We start from the raw sequence: 15,672 nt of genomic DNA on the forward strand, positions 1-15,672 counted from the left end.
TCTCCTTACTCGTCGATGCCACCGGCGGCCGGCTGGCGCGGTGACGCGTTCTGGACGCTGTCCTCGCGCGATGGCGCAGCGACGGTCGGCGTCGGCTCGCTCGCGGGACGGGGTTTGTGCGGGGCGCCGGATGAACGCGGCGTGGTTTTCTTTGCGACGGCCGAAGCCGAAGCGGGCTTGGCCGCCGACGCAGCGCGCGCCGCGGTAGCCGAAGCCGCGGCCGGCGCGGTAGGCGGCGCTGCCGCCGCGGCGCCAGCCGATGCGGCCACCGGCCCAGACGCGCCATTTACACCCGAAGCCGCAACCGCCGCCGACGGACCGGAGGCCGCCGCCGGCAGCGCCCCCGGGAGTGCCGTAAAGCCCGCCGCGATCTTGAGCGACTGAGCGTCTTCATGCAATGCGGGCATATCGCCGACCTGTGGCGCAGATGCTTCGACCGTGTTCGATGCCGCTGCCGTCACGGCCGCTTCCTCCGCGCCGGGTTTGTTCCTGCCGATCAGGTAATAGTCGAGCACCTTACGCGCGATCGGACCGGCCGACTCCGCGCCCCAGCCGCCGTTTTCGACGATCAGCGCGAGGGCGATCTTCGGTTGTTCGACCGGCGCGAACGCGATGAACAGCGCGTGATCGCGCAGATTCTCGGGGATCGCGTGCCCCTTGTAGTTCGCGCCCTGCAGCGAGTACACCTGAGCGGTACCGGTCTTGCCCGCCGCCTGGTACGGCGCGCCCGCGAACACCTTGGCCGCCGTGCCGTTCGTCACCACGCCTTCCATCGCGCGCTTGATGAAGTCGATGTCCTGCTGCTTGACTGCGATCTTGTCGCTCGGATCGCGCACCACCGGCCGGGTTTCCTTCGAGATCGGATTTTCGATGTCGCGCACGAGGTGCGGTTTCATCACGACGCCGTTGTTCGCGAGCGTTGCGGTCGCGTGCGCGAGCTGCAGGATCGTGTACGAGTTGTAGCCCTGGCCGATGCCGAGGCTGACCGTCTCGCCTTCGTACCACTTCTGCTGCTCAGGGCGGCGATACGCGTGGCGTTTCCAGTCGGTCGACGGCAGGATCCCCTTCGCTTCGCCGGCGATATCGATGCCGGTGATCTGCCCGAAGCCCCACGGCTTCATGAAGTTCGCGATGTTGTTGACGCCGAGATCGTGCGCGAGCATGTAGAAGTACGTGTCGTTCGACACGACGATCGCGCGGTTCATGTCGACCCAGCCTTGCCCCGAGCGCACGTCGTTGCGGAACGTGTGGCCGCCGAACGTGTAGTAACCAGGGTCCTGGAAACCCCAGCCCGGCGTGCGCTTGTGCAGCGTCAGCGCGGCGAGCGCCATGAACGGCTTGTAGGTCGAGCCCGGCGGATAGGTGCCGTGCAGCGGCCGGTTCAGCAGCGGATGGTCGGGCGAGTTGTTCAGCTCGTCCCAGGTCTGCTGATCGATACCGTCGACGAAGGAATTCGGGTCGAAGCTCGGCGCCGACACGAACGCGAGCACGTCGCCGGTGGACGGCTCGATCGCGACGAGTGCGCCGCGGTGTCCCGCGAACGCCTGCTCGGCGACCTGCTGCAAACCGATGTCGAGCGACAGCTTGAGGTTGTTGCCCGGCGTCGCCTGGGTGCGCGACAGCGTGCGCACGGGGCGGCCGCCCGCCGTCACCTCGACTTCCTCGAAGCCGGTCTGGCCGTGCAACTCGGTCTCGTAGCTCTGCTCGACGCCGATCTTGCCGATGTAATCGGTGCCCTTGTAGTTGTTCGCATCCAGACGCGGATCGTAGTGATCCGGATCGCTGTCGTTCTGATCGCTGGCGTCGTCGATGCGTTCCTGGTCGCGCTGCGAAATCCGTCCGATGTAGCCGATCACGTGCGCGGCCGTCGGCCCGAGCGGGTACTGGCGGAATAGCCGCGCGCGCACTTCGACGCCGGGGAAGCGGAAGCGCTGCGCGGTGAAGCGCGCGACTTCGTCGTCGGTCAGGCGCGTGCGGATCGGCAGACTTTCGAAGTTCTTCGAGTCTTCCTGCAGCTTCTTGAAGCGACGGCGGTCGCGCGCATCGATCGACACGACGGTGGCGAGGTTGTCGATCACGTTTTCGAGCGTGTCGTTCAGCTTCGACGGCGTGATTTCGAGCGTATAGGCCGAGTAGTTTTTCGCGAGCACGACGCCGTTGCGGTCGGTGATGATGCCGCGGTTCGGCACGATCGGCGCGACGGAGATGCGGTTTTCATCGGCTTGCAGCGAGTACTTGCTGTAGTGCCAGACCTGCAGGAACAGGAAGCGGAAGCCGATCAGCCCGAAGCAGACGAACACGAACAGGCCCGCCGCCGCGACGCGCAGGCGGAATTTCGTGAGCTGCTGTTGAGTGTCCTTGAATTCGGTCATGCGATTCTGCAAAAGGCCGGCATGCGGCCATCAAGAGTGTGCGCCCAAACCGGCCGCGGCCGGTGGGCCCGATGCGGGATCAAATGGGGCGCGTATCGTCCGGGTCGGCGGGGCGGCGCTGCGGCATCAGCAGCAGGATGCTCGCGACCGGCCACAGCGCGGCTTCGACGAAACCGTCGATCAGATAACTCCAGCCCGGAAACGCCGCGCCGGTCAACAAGCGGATCACGAACGGCACCAGTTGCGCGACGACGAGCAGCGGCATCACCGCGAACGTCTGCACGCCGAGCGACATCCACAGCACGCGGCGGTGAATCGTGATCGCGCCGTACGACAGCAGCGTGTATGCGAGCGCGTGCTCGCCGAGCAGGCTCGCGTTGTGTACGTCCATCAGCAGGCCGAGCATAAATGCGATGCCCATGCCGACCTTGCGCGGCTGATGCACGTTCCAGAACAGCAACACGAGCGCGACAAAATCGGGTACGCCGGCGAGACGCCCCCACGGCATCAGGTTCAGCAGGAACGCGGAGGCGAGGCTGAACGCGATGAAGTACGGATTGACCGGCTGCAGGATGTATTGCGGGCGATTCATGGCTGAGCCCCCGGCTCGGCTTGCGGCTTGGCGTTCTTCGCGGCGGCCGGCTTCTCGGCTTTCCTGTCGGCTGCGGGCTTTTCGGACTTCTTGTCAGCGGCGGGCTTTTCGGCCTTCTTGTCGGCGGTGGCTTTCGGCGGCGCCTTTTGCGTGGATTTTGCCGCAGGTTTTTCGGTCGCGGCTTTGTCGGCGGCCTTCGTGTCGGCTGGCTTGGCGGCGGCTTTGTCGGCCGCGCTCTTGCCGTCTGCGGCTTTGGTGCCCTTCTTCGCTTTCGCGTCCTTCGCGACGGTCGCCGCGTCGGGTTCATCAGCCGGGCGCGGCGGAGCGGTGTTCTGGACGTGCAGCACGAGCACCTGATGCGCACCGCGCACCGCCGCGACGGGCAGACTGACCACGCGCGCGAACGCGGTATCGGCCTGCTTGTCGACGCGCACGACCTTCGCGACCGGCAGCCCCGGCGGATATACGCCGTCGAGACCGCTCGTGACGAGTTCGTCGCCGGACTGCACGTCGGCGCTGATCGGCACGAAGCGCAGATCGAGCGTGTCGCCCTTCGGCGTGCCGTAGATCACGCTGCGCAAGCCGGTGCGCAGAATTTCGACCGGCACGGCCTGGTCCTTGTCCGTCAGCAGCGTGACTTCGGCCTGCAAAGGGAACACCCGCGTGACCTGGCCGATCACGCCGTCTTCGTCGACGACCGGCGAGCCGTTCTGGATGCCTTGCTGCGCGCCGCGTCCGATCACGACCTTCTGCGTGAACGGATCGCGCGTGTCGTACTGGATTTCGGCGGGCAGCGATTGCGTGGTCAGCCGCTGCGACAGTTGCATCAGCGCGCGCAGATGAGTATTTTCGGCAGCGAGCGACGCGGCCGTGTTGGCCTGCTGCGACAGCTGCAAATCCTTCGCGCGCAGCTTCGCGTTTTCGTCGCGCAGCGTGGCGCTCGTCACGGCGAGGTCGGCGGCGCCCATGAAGATGTCGCGCGGCACGAGCGCTGCGCGCTGCAACGGATAGAGACCCGCGCCGAGCACGCCGCGGACGATTTCGAGCGTCTGGAAGCGGGCATCGGAGATCAGCAGGGCGAGCGCCAGCACGACGAAGAACACCAGTCGGGCGAGAGCGGAGGGGCCTTGCTTGAACAGGGGCGGCGGACTGTATTCCATGGTCGGCGCCGGGGGCGTGAGCGGTTGGGTGAGACGGCGACGCGTAAGGCGTGCGCGATCAGCGCGCGAAGGCTGGTCGGCCCAGCCAACGACAAAGCGGCCCGCAAGGGGCCGTTTGCCAGATCCGCGCTACTGACATGGGAGAAAGGCTCGCTTACTCGTACGAGAAGATGCTGCCGAGCTTGTCCATGCGTTCGAGCGCCATGCCCGAGCCGCGCACGACGCACGTCAGCGGGTCTTCGGCGACGAGCACCGGCAGGCCGGTTTCTTCGGCGAGCAGGCGATCGAGGTCGCGCAGCAGCGCGCCACCGCCGGTCAGCATCATGCCGCGCTCGGCGATGTCCGCGCCGAGTTCGGGCGGCGTCTGTTCCAGAGCGATCTTCACCGACGACACGATCTGGTTCAGCGGATCGGTCAGCGCTTCGAGGATTTCATTGCTGGAGATCGTGAAGCTGCGCGGAATGCCTTCCGACAGATTGCGGCCCTTCACTTCCATTTCCTTGACTTCGGAGCCCGGGAACGCGGAACCGATTTCCTTCTTGATGGCTTCGGCGGTCTGCTCGCCGATCAGCATGCCGTAGTTGCGGCGGATGTAGTTGACGATCGCTTCGTCGAACTTGTCACCGCCGACGCGCACCGAGCCCTTGTACACGATGCCGCCGAGGGAGATCACGCCGACTTCGGTCGTGCCGCCGCCGATGTCGACGACCATCGAACCCGTTGCTTCCGACACCGGCAGACCCGCGCCGATCGCGGCGGCCATCGGCTCTTCGATCAGGTACACCTGCGAGGCGCCCGCGCCGTGCGCGGCTTCCTTGATTGCACGACGCTCGACCTGGGTCGAACCGCACGGCACGCAGATGATGATGCGCGGCGACGGCGAGAACATGCGCGATTCGTGAGCAGTCTTGATGAACTGCTTGATCATCTGCTCGGTCACGGTGAAGTCGGCGATCACGCCGTCTTTCATCGGGCGGATCGCCTCGATGTTGCCCGGCACCTTGCCGAGCATCTGCTTGGCTTCCTTGCCGACTGCCTGAATGGTCTTCTTGCCGTTGGGGCCGCCTTCCTGGCGGATCGACACGACCGACGGTTCGTCGAGAACGATGCCCTTGCCGCGCATGTAGATAAGCGTGTTGGCGGTGCCGAGGTCAATGGCCAGGTCGTTGGAGAAGTAGCTGCGCAAAAAACCGAACATTCAAAATCCTGTCTCGCTGGGGGCCGGGCCTCGCACCGTATGCGTAGGGCGGCAGCGGAAAAATAACAGCTTCAACCGGGCGGTAGCGACGCCACATGAACTTGAAGCTGCGGGGGAGTCTACCGGAGGCCGTTGCAAAGCCAGGGCGGAAAGCGCCGGACGCTCCTGGGGAATTGTCCGTGTAAGGCCTTGGTAAGTCGGTCCGGGTTTGGGTCGAACGCGTAATGATACCTTATAATTTTGGATGTTTTGAAGGAAACGGAGCGCACATTTTTCCGTTGCCGCTCCTTTTCCGGGATTGTCCCATCTTGTCGTAACCCGCTGTTACAACGCGATTTTTTTTAAATGTTGTGACATTCCACCCTTTCCGGTGACTGCATGGCTCTGACCCTGACCGATGTAAAGCGCATCGCGCATCTCGCGCGGCTCGAACTGGCCGATTCCGACGCCGAGCACACGCGTGCCCAGCTCAATGATTTTTTCGGCCTCGTCGAGCAGATGCAGGCGGTCGATACCACCGGCATCGCACCGCTTGCCCACCCGATCGAGCAGATCGAAGACGTCGCGCTGCGTCTGCGTGACGACGCCGTCACCGAGACGGTCGAGCGCGAGGCTTTCCAGCGCCCCGCGCCGGCCGTTCAGGACGGCCTGTACCTCGTGCCGAAGGTGATCGAATAAGACCCGTTGGGCAGACCCCGGGTCTGGCGCCGGCGCGAGCCTGCGTGGCCCAGACGCGCGGCTTCGTCCGCGAAGCTTGCCGGGCCAGTTTGCCGACGGGCGACCGAACGCCTCCACGGCAGCGTGACCACGCTGCCGCGCTTTCCAGGATAAAACGCAATGCATGAAAAAAGTCTGACCGAACTGCGCGCCGCGCTCGCGGCCAAGGAATGCTCCGCAGTCGAACTGGCGCAGTTGTACCTGAAGCGGATCGACGCGGCCAATAGCCTGAACGCGTTCATCCAGGTCGATCCCGAACTGACGCTGGCGCAGGCGAAAGCCGCCGACGCGCTGTTGCACACCGGCCACGCGGGCCCGCTCGTCGGCCTGCCGATCGCGCACAAGGACGTGTTCGTCACGAAGGGCTGGCGCTCGACTGCCGGCTCGAAGATGCTCGCGAAATACGAAAGCCCGTTCGACGCGACCGTGGTCGCGCGTCTGCAGAACGCCGGCATGGTGTGCTTGGGCAAGACCAACATGGACGAATTCGCGATGGGTTCGTCCAACGAGAATTCGTACTTTGGCGCCGTGCAGAATCCGTGGGACCGCAAGGCCGTGCCGGGCGGTTCGTCGGGCGGCTCGGCCGCGGCCGTGGCCGCGCGTCTCGCGCCCGCCGCGACCGGCACCGACACCGGCGGCTCGATTCGCCAGCCGGCGTCGTTCTCGGGCATCACCGGGATCAAGCCGACGTACGGCCGCGTGTCGCGCTACGGCATGATCGCGTTCGCGTCGTCGCTCGATCAGGGCGGCCCGATGGCGCAAAGCGCCGCCGACTGCGCGACGCTGCTCAACGCAATGGCCGGCTTCGACGAGCGCGACTCGACGAGCCTTTCGCACGAGCACGAGGACTACACGCGTTACCTCGGCAAATCGTGGAAAGACGGCGGCGCGGACAAGCCGCTCGCCGGTTTGCGCATCGGTCTGCCGAAGGAGTACTTCGGCGCCGGTCTCGCCGACGATGTGCGCGCATCGATCGACGCAGCGTTGAAGCAGTATGAAGCGCTCGGCGCGACGCTCGTCGAGGTGTCGCTGCCGAAAACCGAACTGTCGATCCCGGTCTACTACGTGATCGCGCCGGCGGAAGCCTCGTCGAATCTGTCGCGATTCGACGGCGTGCGCTTCGGCCATCGCGCGGCCGAGTACCGCGATCTGCTCGACATGTACAAGAAGTCGCGCGCCGAAGGCTTCGGCCCCGAAGTGAAGCGCCGCATTCTGGTCGGCACCTACGTGCTGTCGCATGGCTATTACGACGCGTACTACCTTCAGGCGCAGAAGATCCGCCGCATCATCGCGCAGGACTTCCAGGAAGCGTTCAAGCAGTGCGACGTGATCATGGGGCCGGTCGCGCCGTCGGTGGCGTGGGACATCGGCGCGAAGGGCGACGATCCGGTGCAGATGTATCTGGCCGACATCTACACGCTGTCGGTGAGCCTCGCCGGCTTGCCCGGCATGAGCGTGCCGTGCGGTTTCGGCGCGGGCGCGAACGCGCAGCGTCCGGTCGGTCTGCAGATCATCGGCAACTATTTCAATGAAGCCCGGATGCTGCAGGTGGCCGACGCGTTCCAGCGCGCGACCGACTGGCATCGTCAGGCACCGGCAGGAGTGTGAGCACCATGACCAAACAATGGGAAGTCGTGATCGGTCTGGAGACCCACACGCAGTTGTCGACGCATTCGAAAATCTTCTCGGGCACCGCGACGCAATTCGGCGCCGCGCCGAACACGCAGGCAAGCCCTGTCGATCTGGCCTTGCCGGGTACGCTGCCGGTGATGAACCGTGGCGCCGTCGAGCGAGCGATTCAATTCGGCCTCTCGATCGGCGCAACGATCGCGCCGCGCAGCATCTTCGCGCGCAAGAATTACTTCTACCCGGATCTGCCGAAGGGCTACCAGATCAGCCAGTACGAAATCCCCGTCGTGCAGGGCGGTCAGGTGACGATCCAGGTGCCGGCCAATGAAAAGGCGGGCAAGGAAGCGTACGAGAAAACCATCAACCTGACGCGCGCCCACCTCGAGGAAGACGCGGGCAAGTCGTTGCACGAAGACTTCGCTGGCATGACCGGCATCGACCTGAATCGTGCCGGCACGCCGCTGCTCGAAATCGTCACCGAGCCGGAAATGCGCAGCGCGGCCGAGGCCGTAGCCTACGCGAAGTCGCTACATACGCTCGTCGTGTGGCTCGGCATCTGCGACGGCAACATGCAGGAAGGCTCGTTCCGCTGCGACGCGAACGTGTCGGTGCGCCCGCTGGGTCAGAAAGAATTCGGCACGCGCACCGAGACCAAGAACCTGAACTCGTTCCGCTTCCTCGAAGAAGCGATCCAGTACGAAGTGCGTCGCCAGATCGAGCTGATCGAAGACGGCGGCACGGTGGTGCAGGAAACGCGGCTGTACGATCCGGACAAGCGCGAGACGCGTTCGATGCGCAGCAAGGAAGACGCGCACGACTACCGCTATTTCCCCGACCCCGACCTGATGCCGCTCGTGATCGACGCCGCGTGGGTCGAGCGCGTGAAGAGCGAGATGCCGGAGCTGCCGGAAGCGATCCAGCGGCGTTTCGTGTCGCAGTACGGCCTCACGCCGTACGACGCGAACGTGCTGACCTCGAGCAAGGCGACGGCCGCTTACTACGAAGCCGTGGTCGCGAAGGTCGGTGCGGCGAACGCGAAGCTCGCGGCGAACTGGGTGATGGGCGAAGTGTCGTCGCAGCTCAATCGCGAAGGCCTCGACATGGCCGCGTGCCCGGTCTCGGCCGCGCAGCTCGCGCTGGTGTTGCAACGCATTGCCGACGGTACGATCTCGAACAAGATCGCGAAGGAAATCTTCCTTGCGATCTGGGAAGAAAAGGCCAGCGACGAAGCCGCCGCCGATCGCATCATCGAGGCGAAGGGATTGAAGCAGATTTCGGACACCGGCGCGCTCGAAGCGATCATCGACGAAGTGCTCGCCGCGAACCAGAAATCGGTCGATGAATACCGCGCCGGCAAGGAAAAGGCGTTCAACGCGCTGATCGGCCAGGCGATGAAAGCGACCAAGGGTAAGGCGAACCCTGCTCAGGTCAATGAATTGCTGAAGAAGAAGTTGTCCTGAGTTGAAGTGCCGCGGCCGGGCGTGAACACGCCTGGGCGACCACGGGCTGTTGCCGGATCGAAGCAGGGCAACGGCCCGTTTTATTTTGCGGATCCGCTTCAGCCGGTTAAGCGTAGGTAAGCGTAGACCACGGAGTGTATGCATGGCCAAGCAACCCGATCTCGACGATTTCCGCGTGCCGTATTTCGACGACGGCAAGAAGAAAAACCACTTCTCGCTCGACAATTTCGATCCGAAGGCGAAGCCGTTTTCGGGCGGCTCGAAAGACGCGGACCGCGCGCGTCTGTCGGAGGTCGGCCTGCTGCTCGACAACCTGCAGGAGCGGTTGCACGCGCAGCGCAAGCGCCGCGTTCTGCTGGTGCTGCAAGGCATGGACACCAGCGGCAAGGACGGCACGATCCGCGCGGTATTTCACGAAGTCGATCCGCTCGGCTTGCGCATCGTGCCGTTCAAGGCGCCGACGCCCGTCGAACTCGCGCACGACTTCCTGTGGCGCGTGCATTCGCAGGCACCCGCGGCCGGCGAGCTGACGATCTTCAACCGCAGTCACTACGAAGACCTGCTCGTGCCGACCGTGCTGGGCGAGCTCGACGCCGCCGCGTTCCAGCAGCGGTGCTGCCACATCCGTCAATTCGAGGAGATGCTGGCCGACAGCGGTACGACGATTCTCAAGTGCATGCTGCACATTTCGAAGGACGAGCAGCGTGTGCGTTTGCAGGAGCGCATCGACGATCCGCTGAAGCACTGGAAATTCGACGTGTCCGATCTCGAAGCGCGCAAGCAGTGGGACGCGTATCAGTCCGCGTATCGCGACGCGCTGGCCGCGACGTCGACCGAATACGCGCCGTGGTACGTGATTCCTGCCGACTCGAAGACGCATCGCAACGTGATGGTCGCCGAACTGCTGCTGCGCACGCTCGGCGCGCTGAAGCTCGAATATCCGCCGGCCAAGGAATCGCTGAAGGGCATCAAGGTCGAGTGAGCGCGGCCTCGCCCCCTGATTTCACAAACGAATCGAACAAAAGAGGAACGACATGTTGCGTGTAATTACCGCCAACCTCAACGGCATCCGCTCGGCGGCGAAGAAGGGCTTTTTCGACTGGTTCGGCGAACAAGGCGCCGACGTGCTGTGCGTGCAGGAAATCAAATGCTCGCAGGACGACATGACGCCGGAGTTCATGGCGCCGCACGATTTCACCGGCTATTTCCAGCATGCGGTGAAAAAGGGTTATAGCGGCGCGGGCGTCTATACGCGTCATGAACCGGACGAAGTGGTAATCGGCTTCGGCAGCGAGGAGTTCGATCCGGAAGGGCGCTATGTCGAGCTTCGTTTCGGCAAGCTGTCGGTGGTCTCGGTGTACGTGCCGTCGGGCTCGAGCGGTGACGAACGGCAGCAGGCCAAGTTCCGTTTCATGGACGAGTTCATGCCGCATCTCGCCGAACTGGCGAAGGAGCGCGAGGTGATCGTGTGCGGCGACGTGAACATCGTGCACAAGGAAATCGACATCAAGAACTGGAAGAGCAACCAGAAGAATTCGGGCTGCCTGCCCGAAGAGCGCGCATGGCTCGACAAACTGTTCGACGAAGTCGGCTACGTGGACGTGTTCCGCACGCTCGACCAGCGGCCCGAGCAGTACACGTGGTGGAGCAATCGCGGTCAGGCGTATGCGAAGAACGTCGGGTGGCGGATCGATTACCAGATCGCGACGCCGGGAATCGCCAGCAAGGCGAAGCGCACCGACGTGTTCCGCGACATCAAGTTCAGCGACCATGCGCCGCTGACCGTCGACTACGAACACAAGGTCAAGAAGTAAGTCTGCCGAGCGCGGCGCGTGCGGCGCCGCGGCCCGCTAGCAGTCGGTAGAAACCTGGTATCAGTCGCGCACTGGCTTGCGGGTCGGCCGGCCGATGCCCGCGTAATCGGGCAACTCGTCGACGCTCTTGCCGATTGCCTTCGCGTAGAGCGGCAGCATGTCCGGCAGCCGCTTGATGATGTCGTCGCGGCGCGCCGGCGTGTATGGGTGCACGTAGATGAAACCCTGCTCGCGATTGCCGCGCGTCGCCTGGGCGAGCTTGTCCCACAGCGTGACCGCCGCGCGCGGATCGAAGCCGGCACGCGACGCGATATCGCTGCCGATCACGTCGGCTTCGGTTTCGTCGGTGCTCTCGTACTTCATTTCCAGCAGACGCGAACCGATGCCGAGCGGCGCCATGCCCAGATCGGCGAGGCCGAACAGTTGCGGGATCGTGCCGGACGAATCGAGCTGGCTCGCCTGCAACTGACCGAGCCGCACACGCGCGTGCTCGCGCAACGCGTGCGCGATCTCGTGGCCGATCAGCATGCCGACCTCGTTGTCGTTCAGGCGCACGCGATCGAGTATCCCGCTATAGACGACGATCTTGCCGCCCGGCAGGCAGTACATGCGAATGTCGTTCGAGCGCACCACCGCGACTTCCCACTTCCAGCCCTTGGCTCGCTCGTTCCATTTCAGCGAGTACGGAATCATCCGGTCGATGATCGAGCGCACGCGCGTCACGCGCGCGTCCGTGTCGCCGTACAGGCGGTTCGCGTGGCTGGCGCCGTAGACGATCTGGCTGAATTCCTCGGCGGCCTGCGCTTCGAGCATCGACGATGGGATCAGGTTGCGGAACACCATGTAGCCGCCATAGCGCAGTTGCGGGCTCACGTAGTAGGGCGGCGGGACCGCCGCGGGGGCCGATGCGGCGGCGCCCGATGTCGGGGCGGCCGGTGCCGCGGCGGGCGCTTTCGCGGTGGCGGGCGGTTGTGCGGACTGCGGCGCCGATTGCGGCACGGGGCCGGAAGTGGCGCCGCTCGGTGCGCTGCCGCTAGCGCCGGGCGAACTCGGGGCACCGGCGTTGGCGCCGGTGGCGGTGCTGTTATTCGCGCCGGAATTGGCACCGGCGGCGCTATTGCCGCTGTTTCCGGCTGCCGCCGAGGTCGCGCTTTCCGCGCTGGCGCCGCTTGTCGCGGATTTGGCCGCGGGCGTTGGCACCGGGTTGGGCATCGTAGCGCTCGTGGCCGCGGCGGCGGCAGCCGACGCGGGAGCTTGCGCGCCGCTCACCGGGCTGGCGCCGGTCGCTGCCGCGCCGGCCGCATAGGCGCCCGCCGGTACCGCCAGCGCGACGCTCGCGCAGCCGAGCACCCAGACGGCGCTGAGTCCGAGGCCGCGCGGGCGAGTCGCAAACGGCACCTTCACGACTGCTCCCTCCACGGCGCGATACGCAACAGCAGCAGCATGCCTGGCACCGCGAGCGCGGTACAGAGGACGAAGTAGTCGAACCAGCCGATGCGCGCGACCACATAGCCGCTCGCCGCCGACGCGAGCGTGCGTGGCACCGACGCGAGGCTCGTGAACAGCGCGAACTGCGTCGCGGTGTAGCGCGGATCGGTGGTGCTCGCGATATACGCGGTGAACGCGGCCATCGTGAGGCCGGTGGCAAAGGTCTCGAAGCCGTAAACGAGCGCGAGCGCGACCGAGCGCGGATCGAGCTGCACGCTCCAGTCGATGCCGACGAACGACAGCAGCTTCGTTGTCCCCTGGCTCAGTGCGACGGCGATGTCGTAAATCGCGGCGAGCCCGGGCGAATCCGGACCGAGATGCGCGAGCCACGCGAAGCCGAGCGTCGACACCATCTGCAGCAAACCGAAAATCCACAAGCCTCGGCCGATGCCGATCTTCATCAGCCAGATCCCGCCAATGATTCCGCCCGCGAGACTCGCGCCGAACGCGGTTGTCTTCGCGATCACGCCGATCTGCGTGCGCGAAAAGCCGATGTCGAGGAAGAACGATGTGGACAGCGTGGTCGCCATCGTATCGCCGAGCTTGTATAGAAAGATGAAGCCGAGCACGAACAGGGCGCCGCGCCAGCCGTCGCGCTGAATGAATTCCCTGAACGGTTCGACGATCGCCTCGCGCAGATTCTTCGGCGGCTTGCCGTGGACCTCGGGCTCGCGCACTACCAGTGTCATCAGAACGCCCGGCAGCATGAACGCGGCAGTTACGATGAACACGGTGCTCCACGGCAGATGATCGGACAGGATCAGCGCGAGTGAACCGGGTACGAGCGCCGCGATCTTGTACGCGTTCACGTGCACCGCGTTGCCGAGGCCCTGCTGCGTGTCGCTGAGCAATTCACGCCGGTAAGCGTCGATCACGATGTCGGAGCTCGCGCCGAAAAACGCGACCAGAGCGGTCAGCGCGGCGACGGTCCAGATCGATTCGCGCGGCGACACGAAGCCGAGCGTCGCCATCGCGCCGGCCACGAGCAATTGCGTGACCAGCATCCAGCCGCGCCGTCGGCCGGGCCGCCAGCCCGGCACGCGGGGCACGTAGCGGTCCATCAGCGGTGCCCAGACGAATTTCCAGGTGTACGGAAACTGGATCAGCGCAAAGAGGCCGATTTCCTTCAGATTCACGCCTTCCGAGCGCAGCCACGCCTGCACGAGGTAGACGAGCGTAAATAGCGGCAATCCCGACGTGAAGCCGAGAAAAACGCAAATCAGCATGCGCGTATTCAAAAACGCGCGCCAGCCGGGATGTTCTTCGTGAGCGGTAAGTGCGGGCGCCTCGTGCGGCGGGTTTGACATGTGGATAAGTGGCGTTAGCTTTTCTTGACGCGATAGACCGCAAGACTACCACGCCAGTTCACGCCCCAACGCACCACCTGTCCGTCGTGCAGCACGACGCGATCGAGAATCTCGATGCCGACTTCGGGCGCGAGCGCTTCGAAGTCCTTGATCGTCAGCACGCGCACATTCGGCGTGTTGTGCCATTGATAAGGCAGCGACTTCGACACCGGCATGCGTCCCTGCAGCACCGACAGCCGATGCGCCCAGTAGCCGAAATTCGGAAACGACACGATGCATTGCTTGCCGACGCGCACCGTCTCGCGCAGGATCGCCGCGGTCTGATGAATGGTCTGCAGCGTCTGCGACAGCACCGCGAAATCGAAGCTGCCGTCTTCGAACAGGCGCAGGCCGTCTTCGAGATTCTGCTGGATCACGTTGACGCCGTTCTGCGTCGAGGCGAGCACGCCGGCGTCGTTGATTTCGATGCCGTAGCCCTGTACCTCCAGTTCCTCGCTCAGCAGCGACAGCAGCGAGCCGTCGCCGCAGCCGAGATCGAGCACGGTCGCGCGCGGCTCGACCCAGCGGGCGATCGCGCGGAAGTCCGGGCGCGATGCCAGGTAATCAAGTGCTCGCTGGTTCATGCGTTGACCTCGTTTGCAATGCGTTCGTAGTAGGCGCGCAGCAGGTTGTGATAGCGCGCGTCGTCGAGCAGGAAGGCGTCGTGGCCGTGCGGCGCGTCGATTTCGGCGTAGGTGACCGTGCGCTTGTGATCGAGCAGCGCCTTTACCAGTTCGCGCGAGCGCGCCGGCGCGAAACGCCAGTCGGTCGAGAAGCTCGCGATCAGGTACTTCGCGGTGGTGTGCGCGAGCGCGGCGGTCAGATCGCCGTCGAAGGCCTTGGCCGGATCGAAGTAGTCGAGCGCGCGCGTGATCAGCAGGTAGGTATTCGCGTCGAAGTAGTCGGCGAACTTGTCGCCCTGATAGCGCAGATACGATTCCACTTCGAACTCGACGTCGAAGCTGAAGTTGTAGTCACCCGGCGCACCTTCCGCGCGACGCAGCGAGCGGCCGAATTTCTCGGCCATGTCGTCGTCCGACAGATACGTGATGTGGCCGATCATCCGCGCGACGCGCAGGCCGCGCTTCGGCTTCACTCCGTGCGCGTAGTAGTTGCCGCCGTGGAAGTCGGGGTCCGACAGGATCGCCGAGCGCGCGACCTCGTTGAACGCGATGTTCTGCGCGGACAGCTTCGGCGTCGACGCGACCACGATGCAATGCGCGACCCGCTCCGGGTACATCATGCTCCACGCGAGCGCCTGCATGCCGCCGAGACTGCCGCCCATCACGGCGGCGAAGCGCGTGATGCCGAACGCGTCGGCGACGCGCGCCTGTGCGTTGACCCAGTCTTCGACGGTGACGACCGGAAACGTCGCGCCATACGGCTTACCGGTGGCGGGATCGAGGCTCATCGGGCCGGTCGAGCCGAAGCACGAGCCGAGGTTGTTCACGCCGATCACGAAAAACCTGTCGGTATCGAGCGGCTTGCCCGGGCCGACCATGTTGTCCCACCAGCCGATGTCCTTCGGATTGTCGGCGTACACGCCCGCCACGTGATGCGATGCGTTCAGCGCGTGGCACACGAGCACCGCGTTGCTGCGCGCGGCATTGAGCGTGCCGTAGGTTTCGACCATCAGGTCGTAGCCTGCGAGCGTGCTGCCGTTGCGCAATGGCAGCGGCTCGGTGAAATGCATTTTTTGGGGAGCGACGATGCCGATGGAGTCCATTCATTCCGCCATTGAGTCAACAGGGCGGCTAAACGGCGTCGGCGAAGCACGGGGAGAAGGGCGGTGTGCGCAGCTGACGACCTCTTTAGCCGCATTTATAGTGAACCGCGGGCCTTGGGCCTTGGGTTCGCGCGCCCGCAATCGAGTCAGCAAATCGGCGCGTTAAAGGG

General features: G+C 64.8%; 13 protein-coding genes. 5 read left to right on the forward strand and 8 right to left on the reverse strand.

Going from position 1 to position 15,672, the window contains the following annotated elements; translation table 11 throughout:
- Positions 1 to 5 precede the first annotated feature (5 nt).
- The 4 genes from mrdA to L0U84_RS00280 form a co-directional block, all read right to left on the reverse strand.
- Positions 6 to 2,372: a penicillin-binding protein 2 gene (mrdA, locus tag L0U84_RS00265; RefSeq protein WP_233846070.1), complete on the reverse strand. Its 2,367-nt coding sequence runs from the start codon at positions 2,370 to 2,372 to the stop codon at positions 6 to 8.
- Between the two features lie 79 nt (positions 2,373 to 2,451).
- On the reverse strand, positions 2,452 to 2,964 hold the full coding sequence (gene mreD, locus L0U84_RS00270) for a rod shape-determining protein MreD (RefSeq protein ID WP_233846072.1): 513 nt from the start codon (positions 2,962 to 2,964) through the stop codon (positions 2,452 to 2,454).
- Positions 2,961 to 4,124, reverse strand: coding sequence for a rod shape-determining protein MreC (gene mreC / locus L0U84_RS00275; RefSeq protein ID WP_233846074.1), 1,164 nt, complete (start codon positions 4,122 to 4,124; stop codon positions 2,961 to 2,963). The genes mreD and mreC overlap by 4 nt, the downstream gene beginning before the upstream one ends.
- Before the next feature lie 154 nt (positions 4,125 to 4,278).
- Positions 4,279 to 5,322 (reverse strand): rod shape-determining protein, encoded by a 1,044-nt coding sequence (locus tag L0U84_RS00280; RefSeq protein WP_004189550.1) that lies wholly within the window; start codon positions 5,320 to 5,322, stop codon positions 4,279 to 4,281.
- Positions 5,323 to 5,700: 378 nt separating this feature from the next.
- On the opposite strand from L0U84_RS00280, the gene gatC reads away from it, so the two are divergent.
- The 5 genes from gatC (at position 5,701) to L0U84_RS00305 (ending at position 10,942) form a co-directional block, all read left to right on the forward strand.
- Positions 5,701 to 6,000 (forward strand): Asp-tRNA(Asn)/Glu-tRNA(Gln) amidotransferase subunit GatC, encoded by a 300-nt coding sequence (gene gatC, locus L0U84_RS00285; protein WP_013088063.1) that lies wholly within the window; start codon positions 5,701 to 5,703, stop codon positions 5,998 to 6,000.
- Positions 6,001 to 6,159: 159 nt separating this feature from the next.
- Positions 6,160 to 7,647, forward strand: a complete 1,488-nt coding sequence (gatA, locus tag L0U84_RS00290; protein ID WP_233846087.1) for an Asp-tRNA(Asn)/Glu-tRNA(Gln) amidotransferase subunit GatA — start codon at positions 6,160 to 6,162, stop codon at positions 7,645 to 7,647.
- 5 nt (positions 7,648 to 7,652) lie between these two features.
- Positions 7,653 to 9,128, forward strand: coding sequence for an Asp-tRNA(Asn)/Glu-tRNA(Gln) amidotransferase subunit GatB (gatB, locus tag L0U84_RS00295; protein WP_233846089.1), 1,476 nt, complete (start codon positions 7,653 to 7,655; stop codon positions 9,126 to 9,128).
- Positions 9,129 to 9,270: 142 nt separating this feature from the next.
- Positions 9,271 to 10,110: a PPK2 family polyphosphate kinase gene (locus L0U84_RS00300; protein ID WP_233846091.1), complete on the forward strand. Its 840-nt coding sequence runs from the start codon at positions 9,271 to 9,273 to the stop codon at positions 10,108 to 10,110.
- 52 nt (positions 10,111 to 10,162) lie between these two features.
- The gene (locus L0U84_RS00305) at positions 10,163 to 10,942 is read left to right on the forward strand and encodes an exodeoxyribonuclease III (RefSeq protein WP_233846100.1); all 780 of its coding nucleotides are present in this window, start codon (positions 10,163 to 10,165) and stop codon (positions 10,940 to 10,942) included.
- Positions 10,943 to 11,002: 60 nt separating this feature from the next.
- Here the strand turns inward: L0U84_RS00305 and L0U84_RS00310 are convergent, their stop codons facing one another.
- The 4 genes from L0U84_RS00310 to metX are packed head-to-tail and all read right to left on the reverse strand — an operon-like array spanning position 11,003 to position 15,502.
- Positions 11,003 to 12,346 carry a M48 family metallopeptidase gene (locus L0U84_RS00310; RefSeq protein ID WP_442793960.1) on the reverse strand — a complete coding sequence of 448 codons (1,344 nt, stop codon included), beginning with the start codon at positions 12,344 to 12,346 and terminating at the stop codon, positions 11,003 to 11,005.
- Complete coding sequence (locus L0U84_RS00315; protein ID WP_233846104.1) at positions 12,343 to 13,737, reverse strand: AmpG family muropeptide MFS transporter; 1,395 nt, start codon at positions 13,735 to 13,737, stop codon at positions 12,343 to 12,345. The genes L0U84_RS00310 and L0U84_RS00315 overlap by 4 nt, the downstream gene beginning before the upstream one ends.
- 14 nt (positions 13,738 to 13,751) lie before the next feature.
- Positions 13,752 to 14,360, reverse strand: a complete 609-nt coding sequence (gene metW, locus L0U84_RS00320; RefSeq protein ID WP_233846107.1) for a methionine biosynthesis protein MetW — start codon at positions 14,358 to 14,360, stop codon at positions 13,752 to 13,754.
- Complete coding sequence (gene metX, locus L0U84_RS00325; protein ID WP_233846109.1) at positions 14,357 to 15,502, reverse strand: homoserine O-succinyltransferase MetX; 1,146 nt, start codon at positions 15,500 to 15,502, stop codon at positions 14,357 to 14,359. The genes metW and metX overlap by 4 nt, the downstream gene beginning before the upstream one ends.
- Positions 15,503 to 15,672: the final 170 nt, after the last annotated feature.

Source organism: Paraburkholderia sp. HD33-4 (assembly GCF_021390635.1).
In the GTDB taxonomy this organism is placed as follows: domain Bacteria; phylum Pseudomonadota; class Gammaproteobacteria; order Burkholderiales; family Burkholderiaceae; genus Paraburkholderia.

Coding starts and splice junctions, on each gene's coding strand:
- mrdA (WP_233846070.1), bottom strand. CDS start 2,372: ATGACCGAATTCAAGGACACTCAACAGCAGCTCACGAAATTCCGCCTG.
- mreD (WP_233846072.1), bottom strand. CDS start 2,964: ATGAATCGCCCGCAATACATCCTGCAGCCGGTCAATCCGTACTTCATC.
- mreC (WP_233846074.1), bottom strand. CDS start 4,124: ATGGAATACAGTCCGCCGCCCCTGTTCAAGCAAGGCCCCTCCGCTCTC.
- L0U84_RS00280 (WP_004189550.1), bottom strand. CDS start 5,322: ATGTTCGGTTTTTTGCGCAGCTACTTCTCCAACGACCTGGCCATTGAC.
- gatC (WP_013088063.1), top strand. CDS start 5,701: ATGGCTCTGACCCTGACCGATGTAAAGCGCATCGCGCATCTCGCGCGG.
- gatA (WP_233846087.1), top strand. CDS start 6,160: ATGCATGAAAAAAGTCTGACCGAACTGCGCGCCGCGCTCGCGGCCAAG.
- gatB (WP_233846089.1), top strand. CDS start 7,653: ATGACCAAACAATGGGAAGTCGTGATCGGTCTGGAGACCCACACGCAG.
- L0U84_RS00300 (WP_233846091.1), top strand. CDS start 9,271: ATGGCCAAGCAACCCGATCTCGACGATTTCCGCGTGCCGTATTTCGAC.
- L0U84_RS00305 (WP_233846100.1), top strand. CDS start 10,163: ATGTTGCGTGTAATTACCGCCAACCTCAACGGCATCCGCTCGGCGGCG.
- L0U84_RS00315 (WP_233846104.1), bottom strand. CDS start 13,737: ATGTCAAACCCGCCGCACGAGGCGCCCGCACTTACCGCTCACGAAGAA.
- metW (WP_233846107.1), bottom strand. CDS start 14,360: ATGAACCAGCGAGCACTTGATTACCTGGCATCGCGCCCGGACTTCCGC.
- metX (WP_233846109.1), bottom strand. CDS start 15,502: ATGGACTCCATCGGCATCGTCGCTCCCCAAAAAATGCATTTCACCGAG.